Genomic DNA, 24227 nt, shown 5'->3' on the forward strand with positions numbered 1-24227 from the left:
CGCGAACGGGTTTCACCGCGGTCAGGAAACAATCACGAAGCGGTCACGTCCCAGCGACCGGTGCTGCGCGTCGCGGCCTCCTCGAGCACCCCGATCTCGCCCTCGTAGGGGTCCTCGGGCCGCGGCCAGTGCAGCACCACATCGGTGAACCCGAGCTCCTCGGCGCGGTCGAGCTGAGAGTGCAGGAACTCCCGCGACGACAACGAGTACGCCGGCGCCGCGTCGATGGACAAACAGCGCGGCCCCGTCCCCCCGGCGGCCGCGTACGCCTCGGCCAGCCGCGCCACCGACGCCCACCAATCGTCGAGGTCCGGGGAGCCCACGCCCGTCGTGGCCCACCCGTCGCCGACCTCCGCGGCCAGGCGCACGCCCTTCGGCCCGTTCGCGGCGACGAGCAGCGGCGGGGGAGCGAACGTCGTCGCCACGACGTTGCGTACGCCGTGGGCCTCGAAGAAGTCACCGGAGTGGTCGATCGGGTCCTCGCGCAGGGAGCGCCGCAGCAGGCGCGTGAACTCGTGGAAGCGGCGCGTGCGGTCCTTGCCCGACAGGGGCTCCTGCAGCGCGCCGTCGTCGGGCGAACCGCCCGCACCGGACGCGCAGACCACGCGGCCGCCCGAAAGTTCCTGCAGCGACAGCAGGTCGCGCGCCCACGTGACCGGGTGGCGGAAGTTCGGTGACGACACCCACGTGCCGATGGCGATGTCGTGCGTGGCCTGGGCGGCGATCGCCAGCGTCACCGTCGTCGAGTGCCACGGCACATCCGGGGTATTCGCCCAGGTCAGGTGGTCGTAGGTCCAGCCGTGGGCGAAGCCCAGCTCCTCAACGCGCGCGAAGATGCGGGCCGCCTCGGCGGCGGCGTGCTCGGGCAGCACGCAGACGCCGATCCTCATGGGTTCTCCTTCGGTAGCACGCGCATGACGCGGGGGAGGGGACGCAGCGGGCGCTGCGGTGCCGGGTCGGCCGACGAGGTGAGCGCAGGCAGGGCGACGGTGATCGGCGTCTCCCAGCGCTCGGGGGCCACCATCGCTATCGTGGTGCTCGTGGTCTGTCCCGCGGCGACGCGGATCGGCTCGGCGGCGCCGCCGGTGGTCGGCCGTCGGGGCAGCAGCTGTTCGACGACGTCGTCCGACGTGAACACCGCAGCCAGCAGCCACCACTGCCCGGGTGGGACGTCCTCGAAGACCACGGCCTCGGCCTGGCGGAACAGCGACCCGCAGACCGGGCGTCCGCGCGCCGCCCGCTGACCGAACAGGCCTGCATACACCCAGCCCGTGCTGGCGGCGAGCGCGGTCTCGGTCCAGCGCAGCCGGGCCTCGACCCGGCCGCCGCGGCGGTCGCCGCCAGGCAGGTGCCGCTGGGTGGGAGGGGCGTCGGTCAGCACGTCCGGCAAGCTGCGGAACGCCGCCGGGGTGACACCGACGGCCTCGACGAACCGGCGTGAGAACGTGCCCAGCGACGAGAAGCCGACCTCCATGCAGATGTCGACGACCTTCTCGTCGGTCGAGAGCAGCAGCTCTTTCGCGTGGCGGAAGCGACGGGTCGCCAGATAGGTGATCGGCCCCATCCCCACGGCCGCGCTGAACTCGCGTGCCAGGTGGAAACGGCTGTACGCCACGGCGTCGGCCACATCGTCGAGGGTGATCTGGTCGGCGCTGTGGTCCTCGATGAACCGCAGGGCGCTGACGACCTCGGGGCGTACGTCCACGGGCGGCGGGGTGGCTCAGAACTTCAGGACGAGCTTGCCGCGGTGGTCGCCGGAGTCGAAGTACTCGTGAGCGGCCGCGACGTCGGCCACGTCGAACACCTTCGTCGGCGCGGTGCGGATCGTGCCGTCGGCGATCCTTGGCCACACCCGCTCGGCGACCGCCGCGCAGATCGCGGCCTTCTGGTCGGCGGGCCGCGCGCGCAGGCCGGTGGAGATGACCGAGCCCCGCTTGGCCAGCAGCTTGCCGAGGTCGAGCTCGGCCTTGCGTCCACCCATCAGGCCGATGACGACCATGCGGCCGTCCTTGGCCATGGCGTCGATGTTCGGCATCAGGTATTTCGCGCCCATGTTGTCGAGGATGACGTCGGCGCCGCCGATCTCCTTGACCGCCGACACCCAGTCGTCGTGGTAGTCGAACGCGTGCTCGGCGCCCAGCTCGCGGCAGAACTCGAGCTTCTCCGCCGAGCCCGCCGTCGTGGCCACGGTGCAGCCGAGCGAGCGGGCGTACTGGATGGCGAACGAGCCGATGCCGCCTGCACCACCGTGGACGAGGAACGTCTCGCCCTCGGAAAGGCGGGCGATGTCCATGTTCGACACGACCGTGGCCGCGACCTCGAGCATGCCCGCGGCGGTGACCAGATCGACCCCGGGCGGCAGCGGCAGCGCGTGGCGACCGTCGACCACGACGTACTCGGCGTACCCGCCACCGGCGAGCAGCGCCACGCACTCGTCACCCTCGGACCAGCCGTCGCAGCCGTTGGCGTGCTCCACGGTGCCCGAGACCTCGAGACCGAGGATCTCCGACTCACCCGGCGGAGGGGGGTAGAACCCCTTGCGCTGCTGCACGTCGGCGCGGTTGATGCCAGCTGCCGCCACACGCACGAGGATCTGGCCCTCGGCCGGGGCGGGGCGCTCGGCCACGCCGAGGCTCAGCACTTCGGGACCACCATCGCCGGAACGTCGGACTGCACGCATCTGAGTCATGCGGCTCACACTAACCAGTGGGCTAGCATGAGTTCCCTGTCGGGCCCCCGGCCCGCCGGGCGAGATCGCATAGTGGACTAGTGCAGCCGCCTTGAAAGCGGCCGAGCGGGTGACCGTTCCGTGGGTTCGAATCCCACTCTCGCCGCCCCTTTGACCAGGAGGACCCGTGAGCCAGAAGCCCCAGAGCGCCACCGCCGCCGACGTGAGCATCTACCACCTGAGACCGGCCCCGCCGGTCCGCGCCCTGGGAATCGCGGCCGTGGCGGCCGTCGTAGGCGCGATCGTGCTCGTGAGCGCGCTCCAGATGGCCTGGCCGACCGCCGTCGCCGCGGTGGGCGGGATCCTCGTCGCCCTCGGCGTGGTCCTGCTCGTCCTCGCGCTCGTGGCGATGTTCCGCATGCGGGTCCGCGCCGAGCTGACACCCACCGGCTACTCGTTCCGCACGCCGGCCGGCGTACGCCACGGCACGTGGGCCGAGACCGTGAAAGTGACGGTGTCCGACACCGGCCACCGCGTGACGTTCGTCCACCGTGACGACACCACCGACCACGTGATCACCCCGCTGGGAAACCAAGACCCCCAGCAGGACGAGCTGCTCGCCGACGTCTACCGCCGGCTCGAGCGCAGCCGCAAGGGCTGAGCGGTCACTCCCACGGGGGACGCGGCGGCTGGGCCGCGGCGATCTCCGGCTTGAACTCGCACGAGGCCGACAGGTCCTCCGCGGGCGGCGGGGCGGGCGTCGCCGGGGCCGGCCCCTGGGTCGCGGAGGCCGTCGTGCGCTGGGCCTGGCTCGTGGGCGCCGTCGACGTGGGTGCGTGCGAGGTCGGGGCCTGAGACGTGGGAGCCTGCGACGGTACCTGGGTCGCGGGGCCCGGGGTCCCAGGGGCCTGACTGGGCACCGGGTCGGGCGTCTTCGGAGCGGGCGGAGTGACCGCGGCCTGCGAGCGGGCGCGGACGTTGGCCCAGTCGACGTTGCCCGACCAGAACCCGTCGACACCGTTCTTGAAGACGATCGACTTCGACTGGTTCGAGTTCTTCACCCGCATGGAGAGGTCGACGATCGCCGGCAGGATCTCCGACGGCATGTCCGTCTTGACCAGGTCGGTCGACGCACGGGCGATCTGCTCGTAGTGGGTGAGCATCTGGGCGGGGTTGGCCTGCTTGATCATGGCGTCGACCACGCAGCGCTGGCGGTCCATGCGCTGGAAGTCGTCGGCACCGTAGCGGCCGCGGGCGAACCACATCGCCTCCGCGCCCGTGAGCTTCTGGTTGGGGCCCGGGTGGAGGGCGCCGACGGGCTTGATGTCCGCGTCGGTGTCGCCGCCGATCGCGACCCACGTGTTGATGTTGACCGTCACGCCGCCCAGGGCGTCGAGCAGCTTGTGAAAGCCCTGGAGCTCGAGCAGCACGTAGTAGTCGACCTTCAGGCCCGTCGCCTCGCCCACGGCGAGCTTCAGCGCGTCGGCGCCGAGGTTGTCGGTGGGGCCCAGGACGTCGGCGGGCACGTTCTGGGGGACGACCTCGTAGACCTCGTTGATCAGGTTGTTCTCGGAGTCCTGGAAGCCGTCCGGATAGTACTGGTGCAACGGCGAGTCCGCCGGGAACGGCACGCGGGTCGCGTTGCGGGGGATCGAGATGAGGACCGTCGAGCCGGTCTTCGTGTCGATGCTTGCCACCATGATGGTGTCGGTACGCGTGCCCGTGCGATCCTTGTCGAGGTCGCCGCCGAGCAGCAGCAGGTTCACGCGCGGCTTGTTCTTCCACGGGTCGCCCGCGTTGACTCTGGGTGCGGTGCCCGACTTGATGTCGTCGCCGTGCTTGAAGATCGACGACAGCAGACGGGCCTGGTCGAACGAATAGCGGGCGGCGACCGCCAGCGGTGCGGCGACGGTGAAGCAGAGGAAGCCGACAAGGACCGAGCCCAGGCCGCGCTGGAGGTGCGTGATGACCCGAGGGCGCAGCCGCAGGTGGCTCACGACGATCAGAGCCAGCCACGCCACCGCGATGATGGGCAGGACGACGACCATCGTCCAGAGGAAGTCGGCGTTCACGCCGAGCTTCAACAGGGAGTTGCGGTCGAAGACCGCCCAGCCCACCAGCAGCAGCACGATGGCGCCGAAGATGCCGAGCGGGACCGCGCCCGTGCGACGCTGGCCGGCCTTGATCAGCCCCAGCCCTGGGAGATAGGTGCCCAGCGCGGTCCAACCCGCCGCCTCGCGAAACGTACGCGTACGCACGGGACGGTGCGGTCGTCCGGCCGCCGGGTTTGGCGTCATAAGAACTCCTGTGCTTCGGGCTGCGGTCATGCTACCCCGGTCCGGAGCATGGCCCAGCCCCGCGACTGGGCATCCCGTTGGCGGCGCGAGCCCTCGTTGGGTATCATCTGACCCCGGGCCTCGGCCCGATGGAGGCGTCGCCTAGTCCGGTCTATGGCGCCCGCCTGCTAAGTGGGTTTGGCTTTATCAGCCATCGCGGGTTCAAATCCCGCCGCCTCCGCCAGCCGCACGGGATCGACGACAGTCGGTCCCGTGCTCTGTCTCAAGGGTCTCCTAAGAGCTCTCCCAGATGCCCCCATCTTGTTTTGCGGTCGATAAGTTCTCCCGTACCCTGAATTTCAGTTCGACCTCGTCCGAGGCGACCACGGCCATGTCGGGTCCACCGAGGATTCGACGTCGATTGGAGTAGTTCCCCCATGACCAACCCCCCCATGCGTGCCCGCCTCTGGGCCGAGTTCCTCGGCACCTTCTGGCTCGTCTTCGGCGGCTGTGGCAGTGCAGTCCTCGCGGCCAAGGTTCTCACCGACGACGCCAACAAGACCCAGCTGGGCATCGGTTTCGTCGGGGTCGCCCTGGCATTCGGTCTCACTGTCCTGACCGCGGCGTACGCCGTCGGCCACATCTCCGGCGGCCACTTCAACCCGGCCGTGACGCTCGGCCTGTTCGCCGCCAAGCGCGTCGAGGCCAAGGCCGTCCTACCCTACATCGTCACCCAGCTGGTCGCGGGCGTCGCGGCGGCTGCGGTCCTCTACGTCGTCGCCGCTGGCAAGAGCGGTTTCTCGATCGACGGCACGTCGGCCGGTTCGTTCGCGACCAACGGCTACGGCCAGCTGTCGCCCGGCGGCTACAGCCTCCTGGCCTGCTTCGTCCTCGAGTTCGTGCTGACCGCGATCTTCCTGTACGTCATCCTCGGCTCGACTGATGACCGCGCGTGGCAGGGCTTCGCCCCCATCGCCATCGGCCTCGCGCTGACGCTGATCCACCTCATCTCGATCCCGGTCACCAACACCTCGGTCAACCCGGCCCGCTCGCTCGGTGTCGCCGTGTTCAACCCGGCCGCCCTCGGCCAGGTCTGGCTGTTCTTCGTCGCGCCGATCCTCGGTGCGGTCGTCGCCGGCCTGTCGTACGCGTGGCTCCACGCCGCCGACTCGACCCCGGTCGACGAGGACGAGGTCGCTCGCCAGAAGGCCTGATCCTCACGCGTGGACGCCCCCGCGAGACCTCGGTCTCGCGGGGGCGTACCGCTGTTTCAGGCGATCAGGCCTCGAGGCCCTTCTTCAGGGTCTCGAGCTCGGCCGCGATCGACTCGGGGAGCTTGTCGCCGAACTTGGTGAACCACTCCTCGATGAGCGGCACCTCCTTCTTCCACTCCTCCTTGTCGACCTTCGTGGCGGCGGCGAAGTCCTCGTCGGAGATCGTCAGGCCGTCGAGGTCGATGCCGTCCTTGGTCGGGACGAGACCGGCGACGGTCTCCTCGGCGTCGACCTTCCCCTCGAGGCGGTCGCAGATCCACTTCAGGACGCGGCTGTTCTCGCCGAAGCCCGGCCACACGAAGTTTCCGTCGTCGTCCTTGCGGAACCAGTTGACGTAGAAGACGCCCGGCATCTTGTCGCCGCCCTTCTCGCCCACGTTGACCCAGTGCTGCAGGTAGTCACCGGCGTTGTAGCCGATGAAGGGCAGCATGGCCATCGGGTCGCGGCGGACGACGCCCACGGCGCCGGTCGCGGCAGCGGTGGTCTCGGAGGAGACCGTGGCGCCCATGAAAGTGCCGTGCTTCCAGTCGCGGGCCTGGGCGACCAGCGGGATGGTCGAGGCGCGGCGGCCACCGAAGAGGATGGCGTCGACGGGGACACCCTTCGGGTTGTTGAAGTCCTCCGACAGGATCGGGCACTGGTCGATCGGCGTGGTGAAGCGCGAGTTCGGGTGGGCGGCCTTCGTGCCGTCCTCCGGCGTCCACGAGTTGCCGTGCCAGTCGGTCAGGTGCTGGGGCGTGACCTCGGTCATGCCCTCCCACCACACGTCGCCGTGATCGGTCAGGGCGACGTTGGTGAAGATCGAGTTGCCCTTCTCGATGGTGCGCATGGCGTTCGGGTTGGTCTTGTGGCCGGTGCCCGGAGCCACGCCGAAGAAGCCGTTCTCGGGGTTGACCGCGTACAGGCGGCCGTCTTCGCCAAAGCGCATCCAGGCGATGTCGTCGCCCAAGGTCTCGACCTTCCAGCCGGGGACGGTGGGCTCGAGCATCGCGAGGTTGGTCTTGCCACAGGCCGACGGGAACGCGGCGCAGATGACGAAGCTCTTGCCCTCGGGGTTGGTGAGCTTCAGGATCAGCATGTGCTCGGCGAGCCAGCCCTCGTCGTGGGCCATGGCCGAGGCGATGCGCAGCGCGTAGCACTTCTTGCCGAGCAGGGCGTTGCCGCCGTAGCCGGAGCCGTAGGACCAGATCTCACGGGTCTCGGGGAAGTGGGAGATGTACTTCGTGTCGTTGCACGGCCACGGCACGTCCTCCTCGCCCTCGGCGAGCGGGGCGCCGACGGAGTGGAGGCACTTGACGAAGGGCTTGTCCTCGCCCATCGCTTCGAGGGCGTCCTTGCCCATGCGCGTCATGATCTTCATGTTGAGCACGACGTACTCCGAGTCGGAGATCTCGACGCCGAACTTGGGGTCGTCCGCGTCGATCGGGCCCATGCAGAAGGGGATGACGTACATCGTCCGACCCTTCATGCACCCGTCGTAGAGCGCGGTCATCGTCTTCTTCATCTCCGCCGGGGCGGCCCAGTTGTTGGTCGGGCCGGCGCCTTCCTCGGTCTCGGTGCAGATGAAGGTCTGATCCTCGACGCGGGCGACGTCGGACGGGGACGACTTGATGTAGAAGGAGTTGGGCTTCGCCTTCTCGTCGAGACGGATGAGGGTGCCGGCCTCGACCATCTGGTCGGTCAGCTCCTTCCACTCCGCCTCCGAGCCGTCGCACCACCGAATGGCGTCGGGCTTCGTAAGGGCCGCGACCTCTTCAACCCAGGCCAGGAGGGCCTTGTGGTTGGTGGGCGCGTTCGATGCAACGGTGGCAGTCACGACGTTGTACTCCTGCGTGTAGGTAGACCAGTGGTGTAGTGGTATGAGACTAGCCCACCTGTTGAACTGGTATTAACCCGTTTGCCGGGCAGCGGCCGTGACTTTGCTCACGGAATGTCGACCCGCGGTCGGAGGATCCGCCTGAGCATGGCGTCTCGATCGATCACTGCTGTGCCATCGGTGATAGTCGGTCCGACCCTCCGCTGTTCGCCGCCGTGCCGACATCACTCGCTCTGAACGCCGGCGCCGCGGCTCGGGCGGCCGCGTCCGCTGCCGTTGACACGAAGAACCTGCGCGACGTCATCCCCTGGCTCGAGGCGTGGAAAGCCGCCCTCCACTGACCGGTCGTCTGCGCCGATGAACGCCCAAGGTGGCCGATCCCTGGGGTGTGTACACGCTCGGTGCTCTTGTGACTGCGTACCGGGTCATCGATTGTCAAGCGTCGGCTCTTCTGCTCAGGTAGCCGCATCGATCAGTTTGATCGCCGCGGCAAGGTATTCTGCGGACGCGCCGACGCCGTTATCGGCAACTTGTGCAGGAGTTCCAGCGGCGACGACTGTGCCGCCATCATCGCCGGCGCCGGGTCCGAGGTCAGTTGAGTCCCTCATAGTGGTGTAGCCGTGGTGGCTGGCTCTGGACGACAGGGCGGTCACCGCGTGATCCTCGAGCTCATCTCTCACAACTCACTCGAGAAGGACCATCACGATGACCGCTCCACACATTGTCGACCCTGCCCACGTTCTTAGCGAGCTCCTTGCTGAGGCATCACCGGACATGATGCGCAGTTTGTTGCAGACCATGCTCAACGCCCTGCTGTCGGCCGACGCTGACGCGGTGGCCGGCGCCGAGTACGGCCAGCCCACCCCTGGCCGCCTCGCGCAACGCAACGGCTACCGCCACCGGACCCTGGACACCCGCACCGGCACCATCGACCTGGCCATCCCCAAACTGCGCACCGGCAGCTACTTTCCCGACTGGCTGCTCGAACGCCGCAAACGCGCCGAAACAGCCCTGATCACCGTGGTCGCCGACTGCTACCTCGCCGGCGTGTCCACCCGCCGCATGGACAAACTCGTCAAGACCCTGGGCATCGACCGGCTCTCGAAGTCCCAGGTCAGCCAGATGGCCGCCGACCTCGACGAACACGTCGAGCAGTTCCGCCACCGCCCGTTGGGCGATGCGGGGCCGTTCACCTTCATCTCCGCCGATGCGTTGACCATGAAGGTCCGAGAAGGCGGACGGGTCGTCAACTCGGTGGTGATGCTCGCGACCGGGGTCAACGCCGACGGGCACCGCGAAGTGTTGGGGATGCGGGTCGCCACTGCCGAGACCGGACCGGCCTGGAACGAGTTCTTCGCCGACCTGGTCGCCCGCGGCCTGACCGGTGTCCGTCTGGTGACCTCCGATGCCCATGCCGGGCTGGTCGAGGCGGTCGCGGCGAACCTGCCCGGAGCGTCCTGGCAGCGTTGTCGCACCCACTACAGCGCGAACCTGATGGCCATCACACCCAAGAGCCTGTGGCCAGCGGTCAAGGCGATGCTGCACTCGGTCTACGACCAGCCCGACGCCACCGCCGTCCACGCCCAGTTCGACCGACTGCTGGACTACACCGCCGACAAGCTCCCCGCCGTGACCGACCACCTCGACCAAGCCCGGGCTGACATCCTCGCGTTCACGCAATTCCCGCCCGAGGTCTGGCAGCAGATCTGGTCCAACAACCCCACCGAACGCCTGAACCGGGAGATCCGTCGCCGCACCGACAGTGTCGGGATCTTCCCCAACAGGGCCGCGATCGTCCGGCTCGTCGGCGCGGTCCTGGCCGAGCAAACCGACGAATGGGCCGAAGGACGCCGCTACCCCGGCCTCGAAATCCTCACCAAGAGCCGCCTCAGCCTCATCACCAACCAGCCCGAACAGGAGACCACGCCCGCACTCGCCAGCTAACCCAGCCCCGAAGGATCACCAACAGTTACACCACTTGCCGGGACTTGACCCCGAGGTCGATGACGTAGTCGGCTGCTGCCACCACCCGCATGTCAAGTTCCACCGCGACGACGGTGTTTCCTGCGTCGACGAGGGTTTGCAGATGCGTCACGAGCCGGTCAGCGTCAGCGCAGTGCAGGCCCGAAGTGGGTTCGTCGAGAACATACAAGGTGTCCCCTCGTTGTGCGCGCTGTAGCTCGCTTGCGAGCTTCACGCGTTGTGCCTCACCTCCAGAGAGCTCGGTTGCCGGTTGTCCGAGTCGCAAATATCCGAGACCCACGTCTGACAGTGCGGCTAGTGAGCGGGTGATGTCGTCTTCACCGTCAAAGAACAGGTGGGCTTCCTCAACGCTCATCGCGAGCACGTCAGCGATGGTGCGCTCCCGCCAAGTGATCTCGAGGGTCGAGGCTTTGTACCGGGTCCCGTGACAGTCGGGGCATTCGGTGTACACGGATGGGAGGAAGAGTAGCTCGACCATCACGGACCCTTCGCCCTCACAGGTGGGGCAGCGGCCGCCGGAGACATTGAAGGAGAAACGGCCGGGCTTGTACCCACGCGAGCGAGCCTCGGGCGTCTCAGCGAAGCGTCGACGGACGTGGTCGAACAAGCCCGTATATGTTGCAACGTTCGATCGGGGGGTTCGGCCGATGGGTCGTTGATCGATGGTGACAACCCGCCGGACCCCCTCGAGAGAGCCGTCGAGGACACCGTCGAGCCGCTCTGGGGTATCGGCAAGGAGCAGCTCGTCGCCGGTCGGTTCGTCCTCCGCCGCAATGCTGTGACCGAGGCGGTCACTGACGAGAGCCGGGAGGGCCTGGCTGACCAAGCTCGACTTGCCGGAACCCGAGACTCCGGTGACCGCTGTGAAAACACCCACGGGAATGTCGATGGAGACGCCGTGCAGGTTGTTACGAGTCACGTCCTTCAAGTGGAGCCACCCGCGCGGGTCGCGAGGGGTGTGCGGGGGCAGTCCACTGCCACCGAAGAGGTAGCCGCGTGTCACTGAGTCCTTGACGTCGGCAAGCCCATCGGTAGGGTCGCTGTAGAGAACGCGGCCGCCATGCTCGCCCGCGCCGGGGCCGATGTCCACGAGCCAGTCCGCGTGCCGCATGACATCGACGGAGTGTTCGACGACGAACAGGCTGTTTCCGCTTCTCTTGAGCCCGTCGAGGATCTTCAAGAGCGCTGTCACGTCTTGTGGGTGAAGGCCTGCGGATGGTTCATCGAGGACATAGACGACGCCGAACAGGTCGGAGCTGAGCTGTGTGGCGAGCCTGATTCGTTGCAACTCGCCACCCGACAGGGTCGGGGTGGCTCGACTTAACGACAGATACCCGAGGCCAAGATCGGTCAGTGGGCGGAGTCGCTCGATCAGCCCGGAAGCGAGCCGGGACGCAGCGGCGCGCTTCTCCGGCGAACGGTTTGCGGTGCGGCGCACATCGGGTGCGGCGGCGTGCGCGGACCCTCCGGCGGCGATGCGCTGCTCCGTGGCTGCGCGACGGGAATTGGCATTCAGCACAGCACCATTGGGAACGGTCTCGGCCTGTTGCGCTCCCGCAACAACGTCGGAGAGCATGTCAGCAAGCTCTCGAAGCGGCAACTGCGAGAACTCCGCGATGTCCAGGCCCTCGAACGTGACCGAGAGCGCTTCAGGCTTCAGCCGCTTTCCGTGACAGACCGGGCATAGGGCGGCGTCGAGGTACTGCGCGACGCGACGCTTCATCGACGCGCTCTTCGAGTTCGCGAATGTGTCCAACACATACCGGCGGGCTCCGACGAAGGTGCCCGAGTAGCTCGGCTCGACCCCGGCCTTGGTCGCGGCGCGAGCCTCAGCAAGCGTCAACCGGGAGTGGACCGGAACGAACGGGGTCTCATCCGTGTAAAGGATCCAGTCCCGGTCCTCTCGGGGCAGATCTTTCCATGGCACGTCAACGTCATAGCCGAGGGCCACCAACACGTCGCGGAGCTGGTGTCCGTGCCATGCTGTTGGCCAGGACGCGATCGCGCGCTCCCGGATCGTGAGCGACGGATCCGGCACCATCCGCTCCTCGGGCACCGCGTAGACACGACCAATGCCGTGACACTCCGGGCAGGCCCCCTGCACCGTGTTGGCAGAAAAATCCTCCGCGTAGAGCATCGGCTGCCCATCCGGATAGTCCCCGGCGCGGGAGTACAGCATCCGCACGAGGCTGGACACCGTGGTGATGCTTCCCACCGTGGACCGGGCACTGCGTCCTCCACGCTGCTGCAACGCCACGGCCGGCGGCATCCCGGTGATGGAGTCAACATCGGGAACGCCCGCCTGGTCGATCAGACGGCGAGCGTACGGCGCCACCGACTCCAAATACCGTCGCTGCGACTCCGCGACAGCGTCCCAAACGCCAACGATGACTTCCCAGAACCCGACACACCCGTGAACACCACTAACGAGTCCCGCGGAACGGAGAGGTCCACATTCCGCAGGTTGTGCTCCCGAGCACCCGAGACCCGAACCTGCGCGTCGGCGGGGGAAGAATCAGACGAAGTCATGACCGGATCGTACGGGCGTGGTCGCGGTGCCAGCCGGTGGCCTGGCACAACGCGTCGAGGACCTCGCCCTTCTCGGCCCTGGATCCCTTGGCGTACTTGACCCTCATCGCCTTGGTCACTACACGACGTTCACTCATCGACAACCCCATCCATGCATGGTCGTCCCACGCGGGCATCTTGAGATGAGTCAACGACCCTGCCTACGCGGGCATCTTTGATGAGTCAACGCGTCGTTTTGCGCGATCTGTCCGAGTGGTCTAGAGTTATTTCTCGGTCGCGAAACGGCCAGGCGCTCGTAGCTTAACGGATAGAGCATCTGACTACGGATCAGAAGGTTGGGGGTTCGAATCCCTCCGAGCGCGCAGGACAAAGGCCCCGGCACATGCCGGGGCCTTTGTCGTTCCCCGGTCTCATGTCCAGCCGTGGCCCTTCAACGGCTCGCCGACACCGGCGACAATGGCCGCATGAAGCATGTACGCGTCGGTTCCAGCGGCCTCGAGGTCTCCGCCATCACCCTGGGGTGCATGAGCTTCGGTACGCCGGACCGCGGCACCCACCCCTGGTCGATGACCGAGGAGGACTCGCGCCCGTTCCTCGAGCGGGCGCTCGAGCTCGGCATCACCACCTTCGACACCGCCGACGTCTACTCCGACGGCACGAGCGAAGAGATCGTCGGACGCGCGCTCGGGGAGCTCGCGAACCGCGAGGACGTGGTGATCTGCACCAAGGTCAACGGACGCATGTGGTCCGGCCCCAACGGCGCGGGCCTGTCGCGACGCCACATCATGAAGGCCGTCGACGACTCCCTGCGTCGGCTGGGGACCGACCACGTCGACCTCTACCAGATCCACCGCTTCGACCCCCACACACCGGTCGAGGAGACGATGGAAGCGCTGCACGACGTGGTGAAGGCCGGCAAGGCCCGCTACATCGGCGCCTCCTCCATGTGGACGTGGCAGCTGGCGCAGATGCAGCACGCGGCCGACCTCGGCGGCTGGACGCGCTTCATCTCGATGCAGGACCAGTACTCGCTGCTGTCCCGCGAGGAGGAGCGCGAGATGCATCCCTACTGTCTGGCCACGGGGGTCGGCGTACTGCCGTGGTCGCCGCTGGCCCGCGGCCGCCTGACCCGCGACTGGGACGAGACCAGCGCCCGGCAGCAGAGTGACGCGTTCGGCAAGACCCTGTTCCAGCGCCAGGAGGACTCCGACCGCGCGATCGTCGACGCGGTGCGTGAGGTCGCCGACGAACGCGGCGTCTCCCGCGCGCAGGTCGCCCTGGCCTGGGTACGCCAAGCTGCGGCCGTCACGTCGCCGATCGTGGGCGTGACCAAGATGCACCACCTGAACGATGCGGTCGCCTCGCTGTCGTTGACCCTCACCGAGGCGGAGCTGTCCCGGCTCGAGGATCCCTACACGCCACGCGACCCCGAGGGCTTCTGACCCGAATTCCACCCGGGTCGCCGGGCGGCGTGGGATGCTGCAGTATGCGCGCTGTCGTCTACGACGCGCCCGGGGAGATGCCCGAGGTGCGTGAGGTCCCCGAACCCAGCTGCCCTCCTCACGGTGTCGTGGTGGAGGTGGCGGCCACCGGCGTGTGCCGGTCCGACTGGCACGCCTGGTGCGGCCGCGAGGAGATCCCGCTGCCGCACATCCCCGGCCACGAGTTCGCCGGCCGCGTCGTCGAGGTCGGGTCCGAGGTGCGCGGCGACTGGCCGCTGGGCACGCGCGTCACCACCCCGTTCGTGTGCGGCTGCGGCGAGTGCGTGCTGTGCCGCAACGGCGCGCCCCAGGTGTGCCCCGACCAGACCCAGCCGGGCTTCACCGGGCCGGGGAGCTTCGCCGAGCGCGTCGTCGTCCACCACGCCGACGTCAACCTCGTCGCGCTGCCCGACGACATCGACTTCGTCACCGCGGCCGCGCTGGGATGCCGGTTCGCGACCGCGTACCGGGCGCTGCTGGGGCACCGCATGCTGCGCGTCGGCCAGTGGCTGCTGGTGCTCGGGGCCGGCGGCGTGGGGCTGTCGGCGGTCCTCATCGGGCGCGCGCTGGGCGCGGAGGTCGTCGCCGTCGACGTGAGCGCCGACGCCCTGGCCCGCGCCGAGGAGCTCGGCGCCTATCCGCTGCCGTGGGGCGACGACATCGTGGAGCGCATCCGCGAGGTCTCCGGCGGCGGAGTTCATCTGGGCCTCGATGCGCTCGGCCGTCCCGACCTCGCCGAGGCGAGCGTACGCAGCCTCCGGCGCCGCGGCGCCCACGTGCAGGCGGGTCTGCTGCTCGGCGGGGACGCGCGTACGGCCTTCCCCATGGACCTGGTCGTCGCCCACGAGCTGGCGATCTTCGGCACGCACGGGCTGGCCGCCGACGACTACCCGTCGATGCTGGCGCTGATCCGCGACCAGCAGGTGCCGCTCGACCGCCTGATCGGGCGACGGATCACCCTCGACGAGGCGCCACAGGCCCTGGTCGACCTCGACCGGCCCACGACCGGTGGCCTGACCGTGGTGGTGATGGACGAGGGATGATGCGGGCCGGCACCCGCACATGTGCACGAGTTGAGAACACACGGCAGACTGGGGCACCGTGCTGCCCTTCGTCCTGACCCATCCGCAGTGGGATCCCGTGGCCTTCCGCCTGGGCCCCCTCCAGATCCACTGGTATGCGCTGATGTACTTGGTGGGCTTCGCGCTGGGCTACGTCCTGCTCGTGCGCCGCCTGCGCCACCAGCCGTACGCGCGGATCACGAGCCCCGCGCCGTGGACGCGCGCCAATATCGAGGACATGCTGCTGGCCGCCGTGGCCGGGGTCATCATCGGCGGCCGCCTCGGCTACTGCCTGTTCTACAAGCCGCTGTACTACGCGGGCCACCCGCTGGAGATCTTCGCGGTCTGGCAGGGCGGCATGAGCTTCCACGGCGGCGCGATCGGTGTGGCGGTCGCCCTGCTGGTGTACGCGTGGCGCACCCGGCGACCGTTCCTCGAGGTCACCGACCTGCTGGTCCCGGCGGTCCCGACCGGTCTGGCCGCGGGGCGCATCGGCAACTTCATCAACGGTGAGCTGTGGGGCCGCGAGACACCCGCCTCCCTGCCGTGGGCGATGATCTTCCCCCAGGCGGGAGACCTGCCGCGCCATCCCTCGCAGATCTACCAGTTCCTCATGGAGGGCCTGCTCCTGTTCGCGCTGCTGTGGTGGTACGCGCGCCGTGAGCACGCCCGCGGCAAGATCAGCGGCGCGTTCGTCCTCGGCTACGGCATCTTCCGGTTCATCGCCGAGTATTTCCGTGAGCCCGACGCCCATCTCGGGCTCATCGGCGGTCTGTCGATGGGGCAGTGGTTGTGCGTCCCCATGATCCTCGGCGGCGCCGGGCTGTGGCTGTGGGCCCACCGTGCGCAGCGGTACGCCGACGCCGTGGCCGTCCCCGCAGGTGACGGTGGCGCGACCGCGGTGGGCTCGGGAGAGTCCGCGGACGCGGATGCGGTGACGGGCAAGGATGCTTTGGCCGACAAGGACGTCGAGGCGGGCCAGGACGCCGAGAAGGAGCCCGAGGCGAGCGTCGCCCAGAAGGAGCCGGTGAAGGACGCACCGGCCGAGACGGGGGTCGCGACCGAGTCCTCCGGGGGTGCGGCGGTGCACGACCCGGATGCCGATGACCCGAAGGCGGACGACGCCGCCAGCTCTGACGCCGACCGTCCCGATGATGTCCCGACCACCGCCGAGCCCGAGAAGGAGGCCTGAGCATGACCTCGCAGACGAACGATCTCCTCGTAGGCCGCTATCAGCTCCTGGACCGGATCGGTGGCGGCGGCATGGGCCAGGTCTGGAAGGCCCGCGACCTGACGCTCGAGCGCCTCGTGGCCGTCAAGACCGTCGACCTCGGCCATCCCGACCCCACGGTGGCCGAGAGGTTCCGGCGGGAGGCCATCGCGACCTCGCGGCTCACCAACCCCCACGTGGTGCAGGTCTACGACGCGGGCACCGACGGCCAGACGTCGTTCCTGGTCATGGAGCTCCTCGCCGGGCCGAGCCTGCACCAGGTCATCCAGGAGAAGGGCCGCCTCACGGTGCAGGAAGGGCTCGCGGTCGCCCGCGACGTCACGCGCGGACTGCTCGGCGCCCACGCGATCGGCGTGGTCCACCGCGACATCAAGCCAGGCAACGTCATGTACGACGCCGACGGCAAGATCAAGCTGGTCGACTTCGGCATCGCCCAGCTGTCCGAGAAGCTCGGGGCGACCCTCACCGCCCCCGCGACGGCGCTGGGCACCGCGGCGTACATGTCGCCGGAGCAGGCCACCGGCGAGGGAGCCACGCAGGCGTCCGACTGGTATGCCCTGGGCTGCCTCCTCGTCACCGTCTTCACAGGCAGCCCGCCGTTCTCCGGTGACGCCGTCCACGTGGCGACCCAGCAGGTCGACGGGCGTCCGCCGCGGCTCAGCGAGCGCGTCCCCGGCGTGCCGCCGGCGCTCGACGACCTCGTCGCCGCCATGCTGCGCAAGGACCCCGCCGCACGACCCAGCGGCGACCAGATCCTCGCCCAGGTCCAGGCGCTGGAGGTCGACCCCGATGCCCCCACGATGGCGCTCGGCGCCGACGCCCCCGCGACCTCGGTGCTGCCCGCGACCCCGCTCACGCCTACAGAACCCGTCGCCCCCGCGGCGCCGCCCCGCTCCAGGCTCGCCGAGCTCGACGAGGATGAGTCCCGGACAAGATGGCCATGGGTCGTCGCCGCGCTCGCCCTACTGGCCGCCCTCGCGTTCGGCGGGTGGTGGGTGCTGGGCCGCGACAGGGGCGAGGTCGTGCCCCCGGCCGTCCAGACCCCGTCGATCGCCGCCCCCACGGTGCCCGCGGCACCCCGGCCGACCACTCAGGCGCCCCGCCCGACCACCCCCCAGCCCCAGCCGACCAGGACCACGCCCACGCGCACGCCCAGCCCGACCCCCACCACCTCGAAGAAGGCCACGCCGTCGCGCACGCCGTCGGCCTCGGCCACCCCGAGGGCCGACACGACCGCGGTGACCTCGGCGATCGACCAGGTGAGTGACAACGGCGCACGCCAACAGCTGGCAAAGGCGTGGGACAACGGCGACGACGACGCCGCCGAGAAGCTCGCGAAGACGCTGACGAAGCTGCAGGGCCAGGGCAAGGTCACCGACCAGGAGGCGTCGATGATCCGTGACGCCGCCGGCCTCACCACCTGAGCCCTTGGCCCCTGCACGGACGGAGAAGCCCTCCGGCGGCATTTGGGCGAGTCTGGAATAACCAGGTGTTCGCCGCGGCTGAACCACGTAGTGTCCCCTCGGCTCGACGACGAGCACGACCCCTCTCAACCCCGCCGTCTGGAGCTCCCATGCAGTCCGCCCCCGCCACCGCCGTGCCCGCCGAGGCGCCCGACAGGATCCGCTGGGACGTCATCGGCCTCCTGCTGGGTGCGGCGTTCGTCGTCATCCTCAACGAGACCACAATGGCCGTGGCGATGCCCGCGCTCATGGCCGACCTCCACGTCGACGCCCGCCTCGTGCAGTGGCTGACGACCGGTTTCATGCTGACCATGGCCGTCGTCATCCCCGTGACGGGCTTCATCATGGACCGCCTCACGACCCGTCAGGTGTTCCTCACGGCGATGACGCTGTTCTCGCTCGGCACGCTGATGGCCGGCTTCGCGCCGGGCTTCTGGCCGCTGCTCGTGGCCCGCATCGTGCAGGCGTCCGGCACGGCGATCATGATGCCGCTGCTGATGACGACGATCCTCGTGCTGGTGCCGGTCGAACGTCGCGGTCAGGTCATGGGCCTCGTCTCCGTGGCGATGTCGATGGCGCCCGCGCTCGGCCCGACCATGTCAGGTGCAGTCCTGCAGTTCGCGTCGTGGCGGGCGATCTTCCTGATCGTCCTGCCTATCGCGCTCGGCATGCTCGCGCTCGGCGCGGTGCGCATGACCAACGTGGGCGAGACGAAGGACACCCCCGTCGACGCGCTGTCGGTGGTCCTGTCGGCGTTCGGCTTCGGCGGCCTGGTGTACGCCCTGTCGCGCATCGGCGAGCACGGCGGCGGGGGAGTGGCGACGATGCTCGTCGCCTTCGGCATCGCCGCGGTCGCCCTCGTCGCGTTCGTGTGGCGCCAGTTGGCGCTCCAGCGCGCCGACCGGCCGCTGCTCGACCTGCGCACGTTCCGGCACCGCTCGTTCACTGTCGGTCTGCTGGTGATGATGGTCGCCTTCATGGCGCTGATGGGCGTCGTGCTGCTGTGGCCGATCTACCTGCAGCAGGTGCGCGGGCTGTCCACCGTCGCCACCGGCCTGCTCATGCTGCCCGGCGGCCTGATGATGGGCCTGCTCGGCCCGGTCATCGGCCGGTTGTTCGACCGCTTCGGCGCGCGACCGCTCGTAGTGCCCGCCGCGGTCGTCATGACGCTGGTCGTCGCCTCGTTCTCGCTGGTGGGGCCGCGTACGCCGCTGTGGCTGCTGCTCGCGCTCCACGCGACGATGTCGTTGGCGCTGGCGTTCATCTTCACCCCGGTGTTCACGTCGTCGCTCAACGACCTGCCGCCCCACCTCTACGGCCACGGCTCGGCGCTGCTGTCGACGTTGCAACAGGTCGCCGGTGCCGCGGGCGCGGCGCTGCTGGTGACGGTGATGTCGTCGGGCGTGGCCTCGGCGATCGCGCGCGGCGTGGTGCCGCAGGACGCGCAGCTGTCGGGCCTTCACGCGGCGTTCCTGCTGGGCGCGGTCATGGGTTCGCTGGGGATCGTCTTGGGGTTGCTCCTGCCTGCGAGGGCCCCGTCGACCGTCGACGGCAAGGCGCGACCCGAGCAGGAGCCCGTCACCGCCGAGTGAACTTCAGGCGAGGTGGAGGGCTGGGTCGTCCGCGGCGAACGTACGCACCGGCCCCGGGCCGGTCTCGCGCGTCTCGAATCGCACGGTGACTCGACCCAGTCCCTGCCCCCACACCCAGCCCGGGCCGTGCTCGTCGTGGACGACGTCGATGCCCGGCAGCCACGTCGACGGCCGCCGGCGCTCGCGGGTGTCGGCGACGACCTCCTCGACGTCGGGCGCCTCGGGCGTCGGGTCGAGCGGGAACAGCTCCTCCTGCGCGACCGTCGTCAGCCCCGAGACGCCCACGCCGAGCAGGCGTACGCCACCGCGGGTGTCGACGCCCGCCAGCAGCTCGGTGGCCATGCGCGCGATCAGCTCGGGGCTGTCGGTGGCGCCATCGAGCGTCCTTGAGCGGGTGTGGGTGGTGAAGTCGGGCAGGCGCACCTTCAGCGTGACCGTGCGCGCGAACAGCGAAGCGGCCCGGATGCGGGAGGCGACCTCGTGGGCGTCGCGGCGCACCAGCGCGACCAGGCGTCCGGGGTCGCGCTCGTCGTGCTCGAACGTATCCTCGACCGAGATCGACTTGGCCTCGCGCTCGGCGACCACCGGCCGGTCGTCGCGGGCGTGGGCGAGCTCGTGGAGGTTGGTGCCGGACGCGCGGCCCAGCTCGCGGACCAGCTCGGCGAGGCCCATCTTCTGCAGGTCGGCGATCTTCGTGACGCCGAGGCGCTGGAGGCGTTCCATGGTCGCCGGGCCGACGCCCGGGATGGCGCGCACGGACATTTGAGCGATGAGCTCGACCTCCGTGCCGGGCGGGACGATGTGGCAGCCGTCGGGCTTGCCGAGCTCGGTGGCGAGCTTGGCCATGAACTTCGAGGTGCCGATACCGATGGATGCGGTGAGGCCGCCGGTCTCTTCGGCGACCTCGTCCTTGATGTGGTTAGCGAGCTCGCGCAGACCGTCCTCGTCGTGGGTGACGGGGATCATCGCCGCGTCCAGGTCGATGAACGCCTCGTCCAGGCTCAGCGGCTCGACCAGCGGTGACACCGACCGCAGGATCGACATCACCTGCGCGCTGGCCTCGCGGTAGGCGCCGAACCGCCCCGCCAGGAATGCCGCGTGCGGGCACAGCCGGCGTGCCTCGTGGGACGGCATCGCGGAGCGTACGCCGAACACGCGGGCCTCGTACGAGCACGTCGAGACCACTCCGCGCTGCCCGATGCCGCCCACGACCACGGGCTTGCCGCGCAGGCTGGGCTTGTCACGCTGCTCGACCGACGCGAAGAACGCGTCGAGGTCGAGATGCAGGATCGAGGCCCGGGATCGCACGGTCCATTGTCGCGTACGCCGCCACGCGCACGGGGAGGACTGCCGCCGCGCCCTCACACACAACAGGCCGAAAACTCCATGACAGGCGATGCAACGCCTGTCATTTCGGCCTGTCGTGGAGGTGTCAGCGATCGCCCTCGCGCTGCGGGGGCTCCGGGTGTGCGGGCGGCTCGCCGTCGGGGCCGTGGCCAGGGCCGAAGCCCCCGGGACCGTGGCCCCGCCGTGCACCGCGGCGGCGTCCGCGACGGCCACCGGGACCGCCGGGACCGCCGGGACCGCCGGGACCGAAGGGGCCAGGTCCACCGAAGTCGGGGCCGCCGAATCCGGGGCCGCCGAATCCGGGGCCGCCCTGGCCGCCGAAACCGGGACCACCCGGGCCACCCGGACCGCCGAGGCGGCCGCGCTGGATGCGGGCGATCTTGGCCATGGCGGCGTGGGTCAGCCACGCGTTGGTGGACAGGCCCTCGGCGGCGGCGAGCACGTCGATCTTGGTCTTGACCGACTGGGGCAGCCGCAGCGAGACGCGCGCCATCTCCTCATCGGAGTCGTCGTCGAGGACCTGGGCGACGTCGTCGTCGGTGGTGTCCTCGGCAGTGGTCTGGGTGACGGTGAACTTCGGTGTCAGACCATCCATGTGGACCCGCACGTCGCCGTCGATGGACCGGCCGATCTCGGTGGCCGCGTCGGCGACCGCCTCGATCAGCGCGAGGCGCAGGGCGGGCCCCAGGGCGGATCCCAGCTTCTGCGCCACCTGCTGATGGTTCTCTTCGGCCAAGGCGGTGGCGTTGGCCATCTGCTCCTGGACTGCGGTGATGTACTTCGAAAGCTCCATGACGTCAAGTGTGCGCCTTGGTGGCGTCAAAATCAATCCTAGTGACGCCACATGTGGCGTCAGGCGTGTGCGGGTGCCGGCCGCGTACCTCTGGTGCTGGCGATGCTCCGCCCGTACGCTGGCCCTATGACGCAGGATCCCCGCCCGGCCACCGAGGAGGCGCAGCACGCCTCGGGCGACCTCGACCACGCCGAGGACGCGCCCGCCCCGGGTGAGCCCATGCCCACCGCCGACCTGCCCGCCATCGACGAGAGCCTGCCGTTCGATGCGGCGGAGGAGGCGGAGGACCGCTGGTGGGAGACGGACGACCCCGGGTCCGCGGCCGACGGTGACCCCGCCGGTGCCGCCCGGCTATCGTGACCGGGTGACCTTCAAGCCTGAGCTCTGGGAGCCCGTCGCCGGGTTCGACTTCACCGACATCACCTACCACCGCGCCAAGGACGTACCGGTGGTGCGTGTCGCGTTCGACCGCCCCGAGGTCCGCAACGCGTTCCGCCCGCACACGGTGGACGAGCTCTACACCGCGCTCGACCATGCGCGCATGTCGTCCGACGTGGGCTGCGTGCTGCTGACCGGCAACGGCCCCTCGCCGAAGGACGGCGGCTGGGCGTTCTGCTCCGGCGGCGACCAGCGCATCCGCGGCCGCTCGGGCTACCAGTACGCCGAGGGCGAGACCGCGGAGACCGTCGACAAGGCGGGTGCGGGACGCCTGCACATCCTCGAGGTGCAGCGCCTGATGCGCTTCATGCCGAAGGTCGTCATCGCCATGGTCAACGGCTGGGCCGCGGGTGGCGGACACTCTCTCCACGTCGTGTCCGACATGACCATCGCCTCGCGCCAGCACGCGCGGTTCAAACAGACCGACGCCGACGTGGGCTCGTTCGACGGCGGCTTCGGGTCGGCATACCTCGCCCGGCAGGTGGGTCAGAAGATCGCCCGCGAGATCTTCTTCCTCGGCGAGACCTACGACGCGCAGCGCGCGTACGAGATGGGTACCGTCAACCGCGTCGCCGACCACGACGACCTCGAGGACCTCGGCCTCGAGATGGCCGCGACCATCTGCGGCAAGTCCCCGACCGCTCAGCGCATGCTCAAGTACGCGTTCAACGCCATCGACGACGGGCTCGTCGGCCAGCAGGTCTTCGCCGGCGAGACCACGCGCCTGGCGTACATGACCGACGAGGCCGTCGAGGGCCGCGACGCCTTCCTCGAAAAGCGCGACCCCGACTGGTCGAAGTTCCCGTACTACTACTGAGCAGGGGTGCGGCGAGGCAGCGACCGTGCTGCCCAGGAGTCGGCTCAGCCGCCGGCCAGCAGGCTGATCACCACGGCCAGGATGATCGTGTTGAACACGAACGCCAGCAGGCCGTGGACGGTCACGTGGCGGCGCATCGCCGCGGTGGTGACGGCGACGTCGGTGGTGCCGAACGTCACCTGGCCGGCCATGGCCGCGTACACGTAGTCGCTGAACTCGCGCTCGCGCTCCTCGCCCGGGAACTCGAGGCACCGCGTACGCAGGTCCTCGCGCGCGTACTGCAGCGCGTAGATCATCCACAGGTAGAGCCACGAGCCGATGGTCGCGGCGATGCCGATGACGGTCATCGTGGCGCTCATGCGGTCCAGCGCCTCCAGTGCGAGGAGCAGCACCATCATCATCAGGCTCGTCAGCGAGATGGTCAGCGACAACGACAGTGTGCCGCCGCCGACGAGGAACGAGCGGCCCCACGGATGGCGCATCATGCGACGCACCCATGCGGCTCCTTGGTCATCGCCGTTCAGCACGGCGTCGGCGAGCGCGTCACCCTTCAGCCCCCGGAACGCCAGGGGGATCGTCAGCGCCGAGGCCGCCGAGTAGGCCGCCCAGAACGACCAGAACGCCTGCATGGCGCGGCTGGCGTACAGCGTCCGCAGCGACACGTCCTCTCCCGTCGGCATCAGCACGACGAAGCCGATCGCGCCGAAGACCGATCCGACGACGCTTCGGTTCAGCTCCGAGGCGAGCCAGGGGCGTCGCGGCGTGGTCTCACTGGGCGAGGCCATACAGGCGGTCGCCCGCGTCGCCGAGGCCGGGGACGATGTAGCCGACCTCGTTGAGCTTCTCGTCGATCGCCGCGACGACCAGCGTGCATGGCACCTCGAGATCGGCCAGCAGCCCCTCGAGGCGCTCGATGCCCTCGGGCGAGGCCAGCAGGCAGATGCATGTGATGTGGTCGGCGCCGCGACCGACAAGGAAGTTGATCGTCCCGGCCAGCGAGCCGCCGGTGGCCAGCATCGGGTCGAGCACGTAGCACTGGCGGCCCGACAGGTCGGCGGGCAGGCGCTCGGCGTACGTGAACGGCTCGAGGGTCGCCTCGTCGCGGACCATGCCGACGAATCCCACCTCGGCGCTGGGGATGAGCCGCGTCATGCCCTCGAGCATGCCGAGGCCGGCGCGCAGGATCGGCACGACGAGCGGCGGCGGGGACACCAGATGGACGCCCTTCGCCTCGGCGACGGGGGTCTGCACGGTGTGCTCGCGCACGCGGATCTCGCGCGTCGCCTCGTAGCCCAGCAGCGTCACAAGCTCCTCGGTCAGGCGACGGAAGGTCGGCGAGTCGGTCTTCTGGTCGCGGAGGATGGTGAGCTTGTGCTCCACGAGCGGGTGGTTGACGTCGATGACCTGCATGGGGCCCCTTCCGAAGGTTCTCGGCGTGAGCCTACAGGCGCGCGGCCC

The 24227-nt window shown here is 69.3% G+C and carries 22 protein-coding genes and 3 tRNA genes; 13 read left to right on the forward strand and 12 right to left on the reverse strand.

Annotated elements, in window-relative coordinates; genetic code table 11:
- Window positions 1-32: 32 nt before the first annotated feature.
- From ACYVGD_RS15790 to ACYVGD_RS15800, 3 genes are read right to left on the reverse strand one after another with little or no spacing between them, the layout of a single operon-like run.
- Window positions 33-890, reverse strand: a complete 858-nt coding sequence (locus ACYVGD_RS15790; RefSeq protein WP_460744743.1) for an LLM class flavin-dependent oxidoreductase — start codon at window positions 888-890, stop codon at window positions 33-35.
- Window positions 887-1705: a helix-turn-helix domain-containing protein gene (locus ACYVGD_RS15795; protein ID WP_460744744.1), complete on the reverse strand. Its 819-nt coding sequence runs from the start codon at window positions 1703-1705 to the stop codon at window positions 887-889. The genes ACYVGD_RS15790 and ACYVGD_RS15795 overlap by 4 nt, the downstream gene beginning before the upstream one ends.
- A 15-nt stretch (window positions 1706-1720) precedes the next feature.
- On the reverse strand, window positions 1721-2680 hold the full coding sequence (locus ACYVGD_RS15800; RefSeq protein WP_460744848.1) for an NAD(P)H-quinone oxidoreductase: 960 nt from the start codon (window positions 2678-2680) through the stop codon (window positions 1721-1723).
- A gap of 67 nt (window positions 2681-2747) precedes the next feature.
- Between ACYVGD_RS15800 and ACYVGD_RS15805 the strand changes: the two genes are divergently transcribed.
- Together ACYVGD_RS15805 and ACYVGD_RS15810 are read left to right on the forward strand one after the other, a co-directional pair.
- Window positions 2748-2834: transfer RNA gene (locus ACYVGD_RS15805), tRNA-Ser, on the forward strand.
- Window positions 2835-2855: 21 nt separating this feature from the next.
- Window positions 2856-3329 (forward strand): hypothetical protein, encoded by a 474-nt coding sequence (locus ACYVGD_RS15810; protein WP_460744745.1) that lies wholly within the window; start codon window positions 2856-2858, stop codon window positions 3327-3329.
- A gap of 4 nt (window positions 3330-3333) precedes the next feature.
- Here ACYVGD_RS15810 and ACYVGD_RS15815 read toward each other — a convergent pair whose 3' ends face one another.
- A complete protein-coding gene (locus ACYVGD_RS15815) occupies window positions 3334-4965 on the reverse strand; it encodes an LCP family protein (protein ID WP_460744746.1) in 1632 nt (543 codons plus the stop codon).
- A gap of 130 nt (window positions 4966-5095) precedes the next feature.
- Between ACYVGD_RS15815 and ACYVGD_RS15820 the strand changes: the two genes are divergently transcribed.
- A tRNA-Ser gene (locus ACYVGD_RS15820) sits at window positions 5096-5188 on the forward strand.
- A 193-nt stretch (window positions 5189-5381) separates the two neighbouring features.
- Window positions 5382-6158: an aquaporin Z gene (aqpZ, locus tag ACYVGD_RS15825; protein WP_460744747.1), complete on the forward strand. Its 777-nt coding sequence runs from the start codon at window positions 5382-5384 to the stop codon at window positions 6156-6158.
- A gap of 64 nt (window positions 6159-6222) precedes the next feature.
- Here the strand turns inward: aqpZ and ACYVGD_RS15830 are convergent, their stop codons facing one another.
- Together ACYVGD_RS15830 and ACYVGD_RS15835 are read right to left on the reverse strand one after the other, a co-directional pair.
- Window positions 6223-8034: a phosphoenolpyruvate carboxykinase (GTP) gene (locus ACYVGD_RS15830; protein ID WP_460744748.1), complete on the reverse strand. Its 1812-nt coding sequence runs from the start codon at window positions 8032-8034 to the stop codon at window positions 6223-6225.
- A gap of 455 nt (window positions 8035-8489) precedes the next feature.
- Window positions 8490-8687, reverse strand: a complete 198-nt coding sequence (locus ACYVGD_RS15835; protein ID WP_460744749.1) for a hypothetical protein — start codon at window positions 8685-8687, stop codon at window positions 8490-8492.
- 52 nt (window positions 8688-8739) lie between these two features.
- Between ACYVGD_RS15835 and ACYVGD_RS15840 the strand changes: the two genes are divergently transcribed.
- Window positions 8740-9978, forward strand: coding sequence for an IS256 family transposase (locus ACYVGD_RS15840; protein WP_460744750.1), 1239 nt, complete (start codon window positions 8740-8742; stop codon window positions 9976-9978).
- A gap of 25 nt (window positions 9979-10003) precedes the next feature.
- Here ACYVGD_RS15840 and ACYVGD_RS15845 read toward each other — a convergent pair whose 3' ends face one another.
- Window positions 10004-12214: an excinuclease ABC subunit UvrA gene (locus ACYVGD_RS15845; RefSeq protein ID WP_460744751.1), complete on the reverse strand. Its 2211-nt coding sequence runs from the start codon at window positions 12212-12214 to the stop codon at window positions 10004-10006.
- A gap of 328 nt (window positions 12215-12542) precedes the next feature.
- Window positions 12543-12683 (reverse strand): hypothetical protein, encoded by a 141-nt coding sequence (locus ACYVGD_RS15850; RefSeq protein WP_460744752.1) that lies wholly within the window; start codon window positions 12681-12683, stop codon window positions 12543-12545.
- A 152-nt stretch (window positions 12684-12835) separates the two neighbouring features.
- On the opposite strand from ACYVGD_RS15850, the gene ACYVGD_RS15855 reads away from it, so the two are divergent.
- The 6 genes from ACYVGD_RS15855 (at window position 12836) to ACYVGD_RS15880 (ending at window position 19374) form a co-directional block, all read left to right on the forward strand.
- A tRNA-Arg gene (locus ACYVGD_RS15855) sits at window positions 12836-12908 on the forward strand.
- A gap of 102 nt (window positions 12909-13010) precedes the next feature.
- Entirely contained in the window at window positions 13011-13988 is a 978-nt protein-coding gene (locus ACYVGD_RS15860; RefSeq protein WP_460744753.1) for an aldo/keto reductase, read from the forward strand.
- A 44-nt stretch (window positions 13989-14032) separates the two neighbouring features.
- Window positions 14033-15070, forward strand: coding sequence for a zinc-dependent alcohol dehydrogenase family protein (locus ACYVGD_RS15865; protein WP_460744754.1), 1038 nt, complete (start codon window positions 14033-14035; stop codon window positions 15068-15070).
- A 58-nt stretch (window positions 15071-15128) separates the two neighbouring features.
- A complete protein-coding gene (gene lgt / locus ACYVGD_RS15870; RefSeq protein ID WP_460744755.1) occupies window positions 15129-16280 on the forward strand; it encodes a prolipoprotein diacylglyceryl transferase in 1152 nt (383 codons plus the stop codon).
- A 2-nt stretch (window positions 16281-16282) separates the two neighbouring features.
- Entirely contained in the window at window positions 16283-17743 is a 1461-nt protein-coding gene (locus tag ACYVGD_RS15875) for a serine/threonine-protein kinase (RefSeq protein WP_460744756.1), read from the forward strand.
- Between the two features lie 149 nt (window positions 17744-17892).
- Window positions 17893-19374 carry an MDR family MFS transporter gene (locus tag ACYVGD_RS15880; protein ID WP_460744757.1) on the forward strand — a complete coding sequence of 494 codons (1482 nt, stop codon included), beginning with the start codon at window positions 17893-17895 and terminating at the stop codon, window positions 19372-19374.
- 3 nt (window positions 19375-19377) lie between these two features.
- Here the strand turns inward: ACYVGD_RS15880 and ACYVGD_RS15885 are convergent, their stop codons facing one another.
- Together ACYVGD_RS15885 and ACYVGD_RS15890 are read right to left on the reverse strand one after the other, a co-directional pair.
- Entirely contained in the window at window positions 19378-20682 is a 1305-nt protein-coding gene (locus ACYVGD_RS15885) for a DNA polymerase IV (protein WP_460744758.1), read from the reverse strand.
- A 124-nt stretch (window positions 20683-20806) separates the two neighbouring features.
- The gene (locus ACYVGD_RS15890; RefSeq protein ID WP_460744759.1) at window positions 20807-21514 is read right to left on the reverse strand and encodes a hypothetical protein; all 708 of its coding nucleotides are present in this window, start codon (window positions 21512-21514) and stop codon (window positions 20807-20809) included.
- A 126-nt stretch (window positions 21515-21640) separates the two neighbouring features.
- Here ACYVGD_RS15890 and ACYVGD_RS15895 point away from each other — a divergent pair, with 126 nt between their 5' ends.
- Both ACYVGD_RS15895 and ACYVGD_RS15900 read left to right on the forward strand, forming a co-directional pair.
- On the forward strand, window positions 21641-21874 hold the full coding sequence (locus tag ACYVGD_RS15895) for a hypothetical protein (RefSeq protein WP_460744760.1): 234 nt from the start codon (window positions 21641-21643) through the stop codon (window positions 21872-21874).
- A gap of 4 nt (window positions 21875-21878) precedes the next feature.
- Window positions 21879-22769, forward strand: coding sequence for a 1,4-dihydroxy-2-naphthoyl-CoA synthase (locus ACYVGD_RS15900; RefSeq protein WP_460744761.1), 891 nt, complete (start codon window positions 21879-21881; stop codon window positions 22767-22769).
- Window positions 22770-22813: 44 nt separating this feature from the next.
- Here ACYVGD_RS15900 and ACYVGD_RS15905 read toward each other — a convergent pair whose 3' ends face one another.
- Together ACYVGD_RS15905 and upp are read right to left on the reverse strand one after the other, a co-directional pair.
- Window positions 22814-23554: a DUF1345 domain-containing protein gene (locus ACYVGD_RS15905; RefSeq protein WP_460744762.1), complete on the reverse strand. Its 741-nt coding sequence runs from the start codon at window positions 23552-23554 to the stop codon at window positions 22814-22816.
- The gene (gene upp, locus ACYVGD_RS15910) at window positions 23538-24179 is read right to left on the reverse strand and encodes a uracil phosphoribosyltransferase (protein WP_460744763.1); all 642 of its coding nucleotides are present in this window, start codon (window positions 24177-24179) and stop codon (window positions 23538-23540) included. Before upp ends, ACYVGD_RS15905 begins: the two co-directional genes overlap by 17 nt.
- Window positions 24180-24227: the final 48 nt, after the last annotated feature.

It is taken from the genome of Mariniluteicoccus endophyticus (assembly GCF_054780035.1).

Bases quoted from the DNA above. Each gene is read 5' to 3' on its own strand.
- ACYVGD_RS15790 (WP_460744743.1), bottom strand. From the start codon at position 890: ATGAGGATCGGCGTCTGCGTGCTGCCCGAGCACGCCGCCGCCGAGGCG.
- ACYVGD_RS15800 (WP_460744848.1), bottom strand. From the start codon at position 2,680: ATGCGTGCAGTCCGACGTTCCGGCGATGGTGGTCCCGAAGTGCTGAGC.
- ACYVGD_RS15815 (WP_460744746.1), bottom strand. From the start codon at position 4,965: ATGACGCCAAACCCGGCGGCCGGACGACCGCACCGTCCCGTGCGTACG.
- aqpZ (WP_460744747.1), top strand. From the start codon at position 5,382: ATGACCAACCCCCCCATGCGTGCCCGCCTCTGGGCCGAGTTCCTCGGC.
- ACYVGD_RS15840 (WP_460744750.1), top strand. From the start codon at position 8,740: ATGACCGCTCCACACATTGTCGACCCTGCCCACGTTCTTAGCGAGCTC.
- ACYVGD_RS15850 (WP_460744752.1), bottom strand. From the start codon at position 12,683: ATGAGTGAACGTCGTGTAGTGACCAAGGCGATGAGGGTCAAGTACGCC.
- ACYVGD_RS15860 (WP_460744753.1), top strand. From the start codon at position 13,011: ATGAAGCATGTACGCGTCGGTTCCAGCGGCCTCGAGGTCTCCGCCATC.
- ACYVGD_RS15865 (WP_460744754.1), top strand. From the start codon at position 14,033: ATGCGCGCTGTCGTCTACGACGCGCCCGGGGAGATGCCCGAGGTGCGT.
- ACYVGD_RS15875 (WP_460744756.1), top strand. From the start codon at position 16,283: ATGACCTCGCAGACGAACGATCTCCTCGTAGGCCGCTATCAGCTCCTG.
- ACYVGD_RS15880 (WP_460744757.1), top strand. From the start codon at position 17,893: ATGCAGTCCGCCCCCGCCACCGCCGTGCCCGCCGAGGCGCCCGACAGG.
- ACYVGD_RS15890 (WP_460744759.1), bottom strand. From the start codon at position 21,514: ATGGAGCTTTCGAAGTACATCACCGCAGTCCAGGAGCAGATGGCCAAC.
- ACYVGD_RS15895 (WP_460744760.1), top strand. From the start codon at position 21,641: ATGACGCAGGATCCCCGCCCGGCCACCGAGGAGGCGCAGCACGCCTCG.
- ACYVGD_RS15905 (WP_460744762.1), bottom strand. From the start codon at position 23,554: ATGGCCTCGCCCAGTGAGACCACGCCGCGACGCCCCTGGCTCGCCTCG.
- upp (WP_460744763.1), bottom strand. From the start codon at position 24,179: ATGCAGGTCATCGACGTCAACCACCCGCTCGTGGAGCACAAGCTCACC.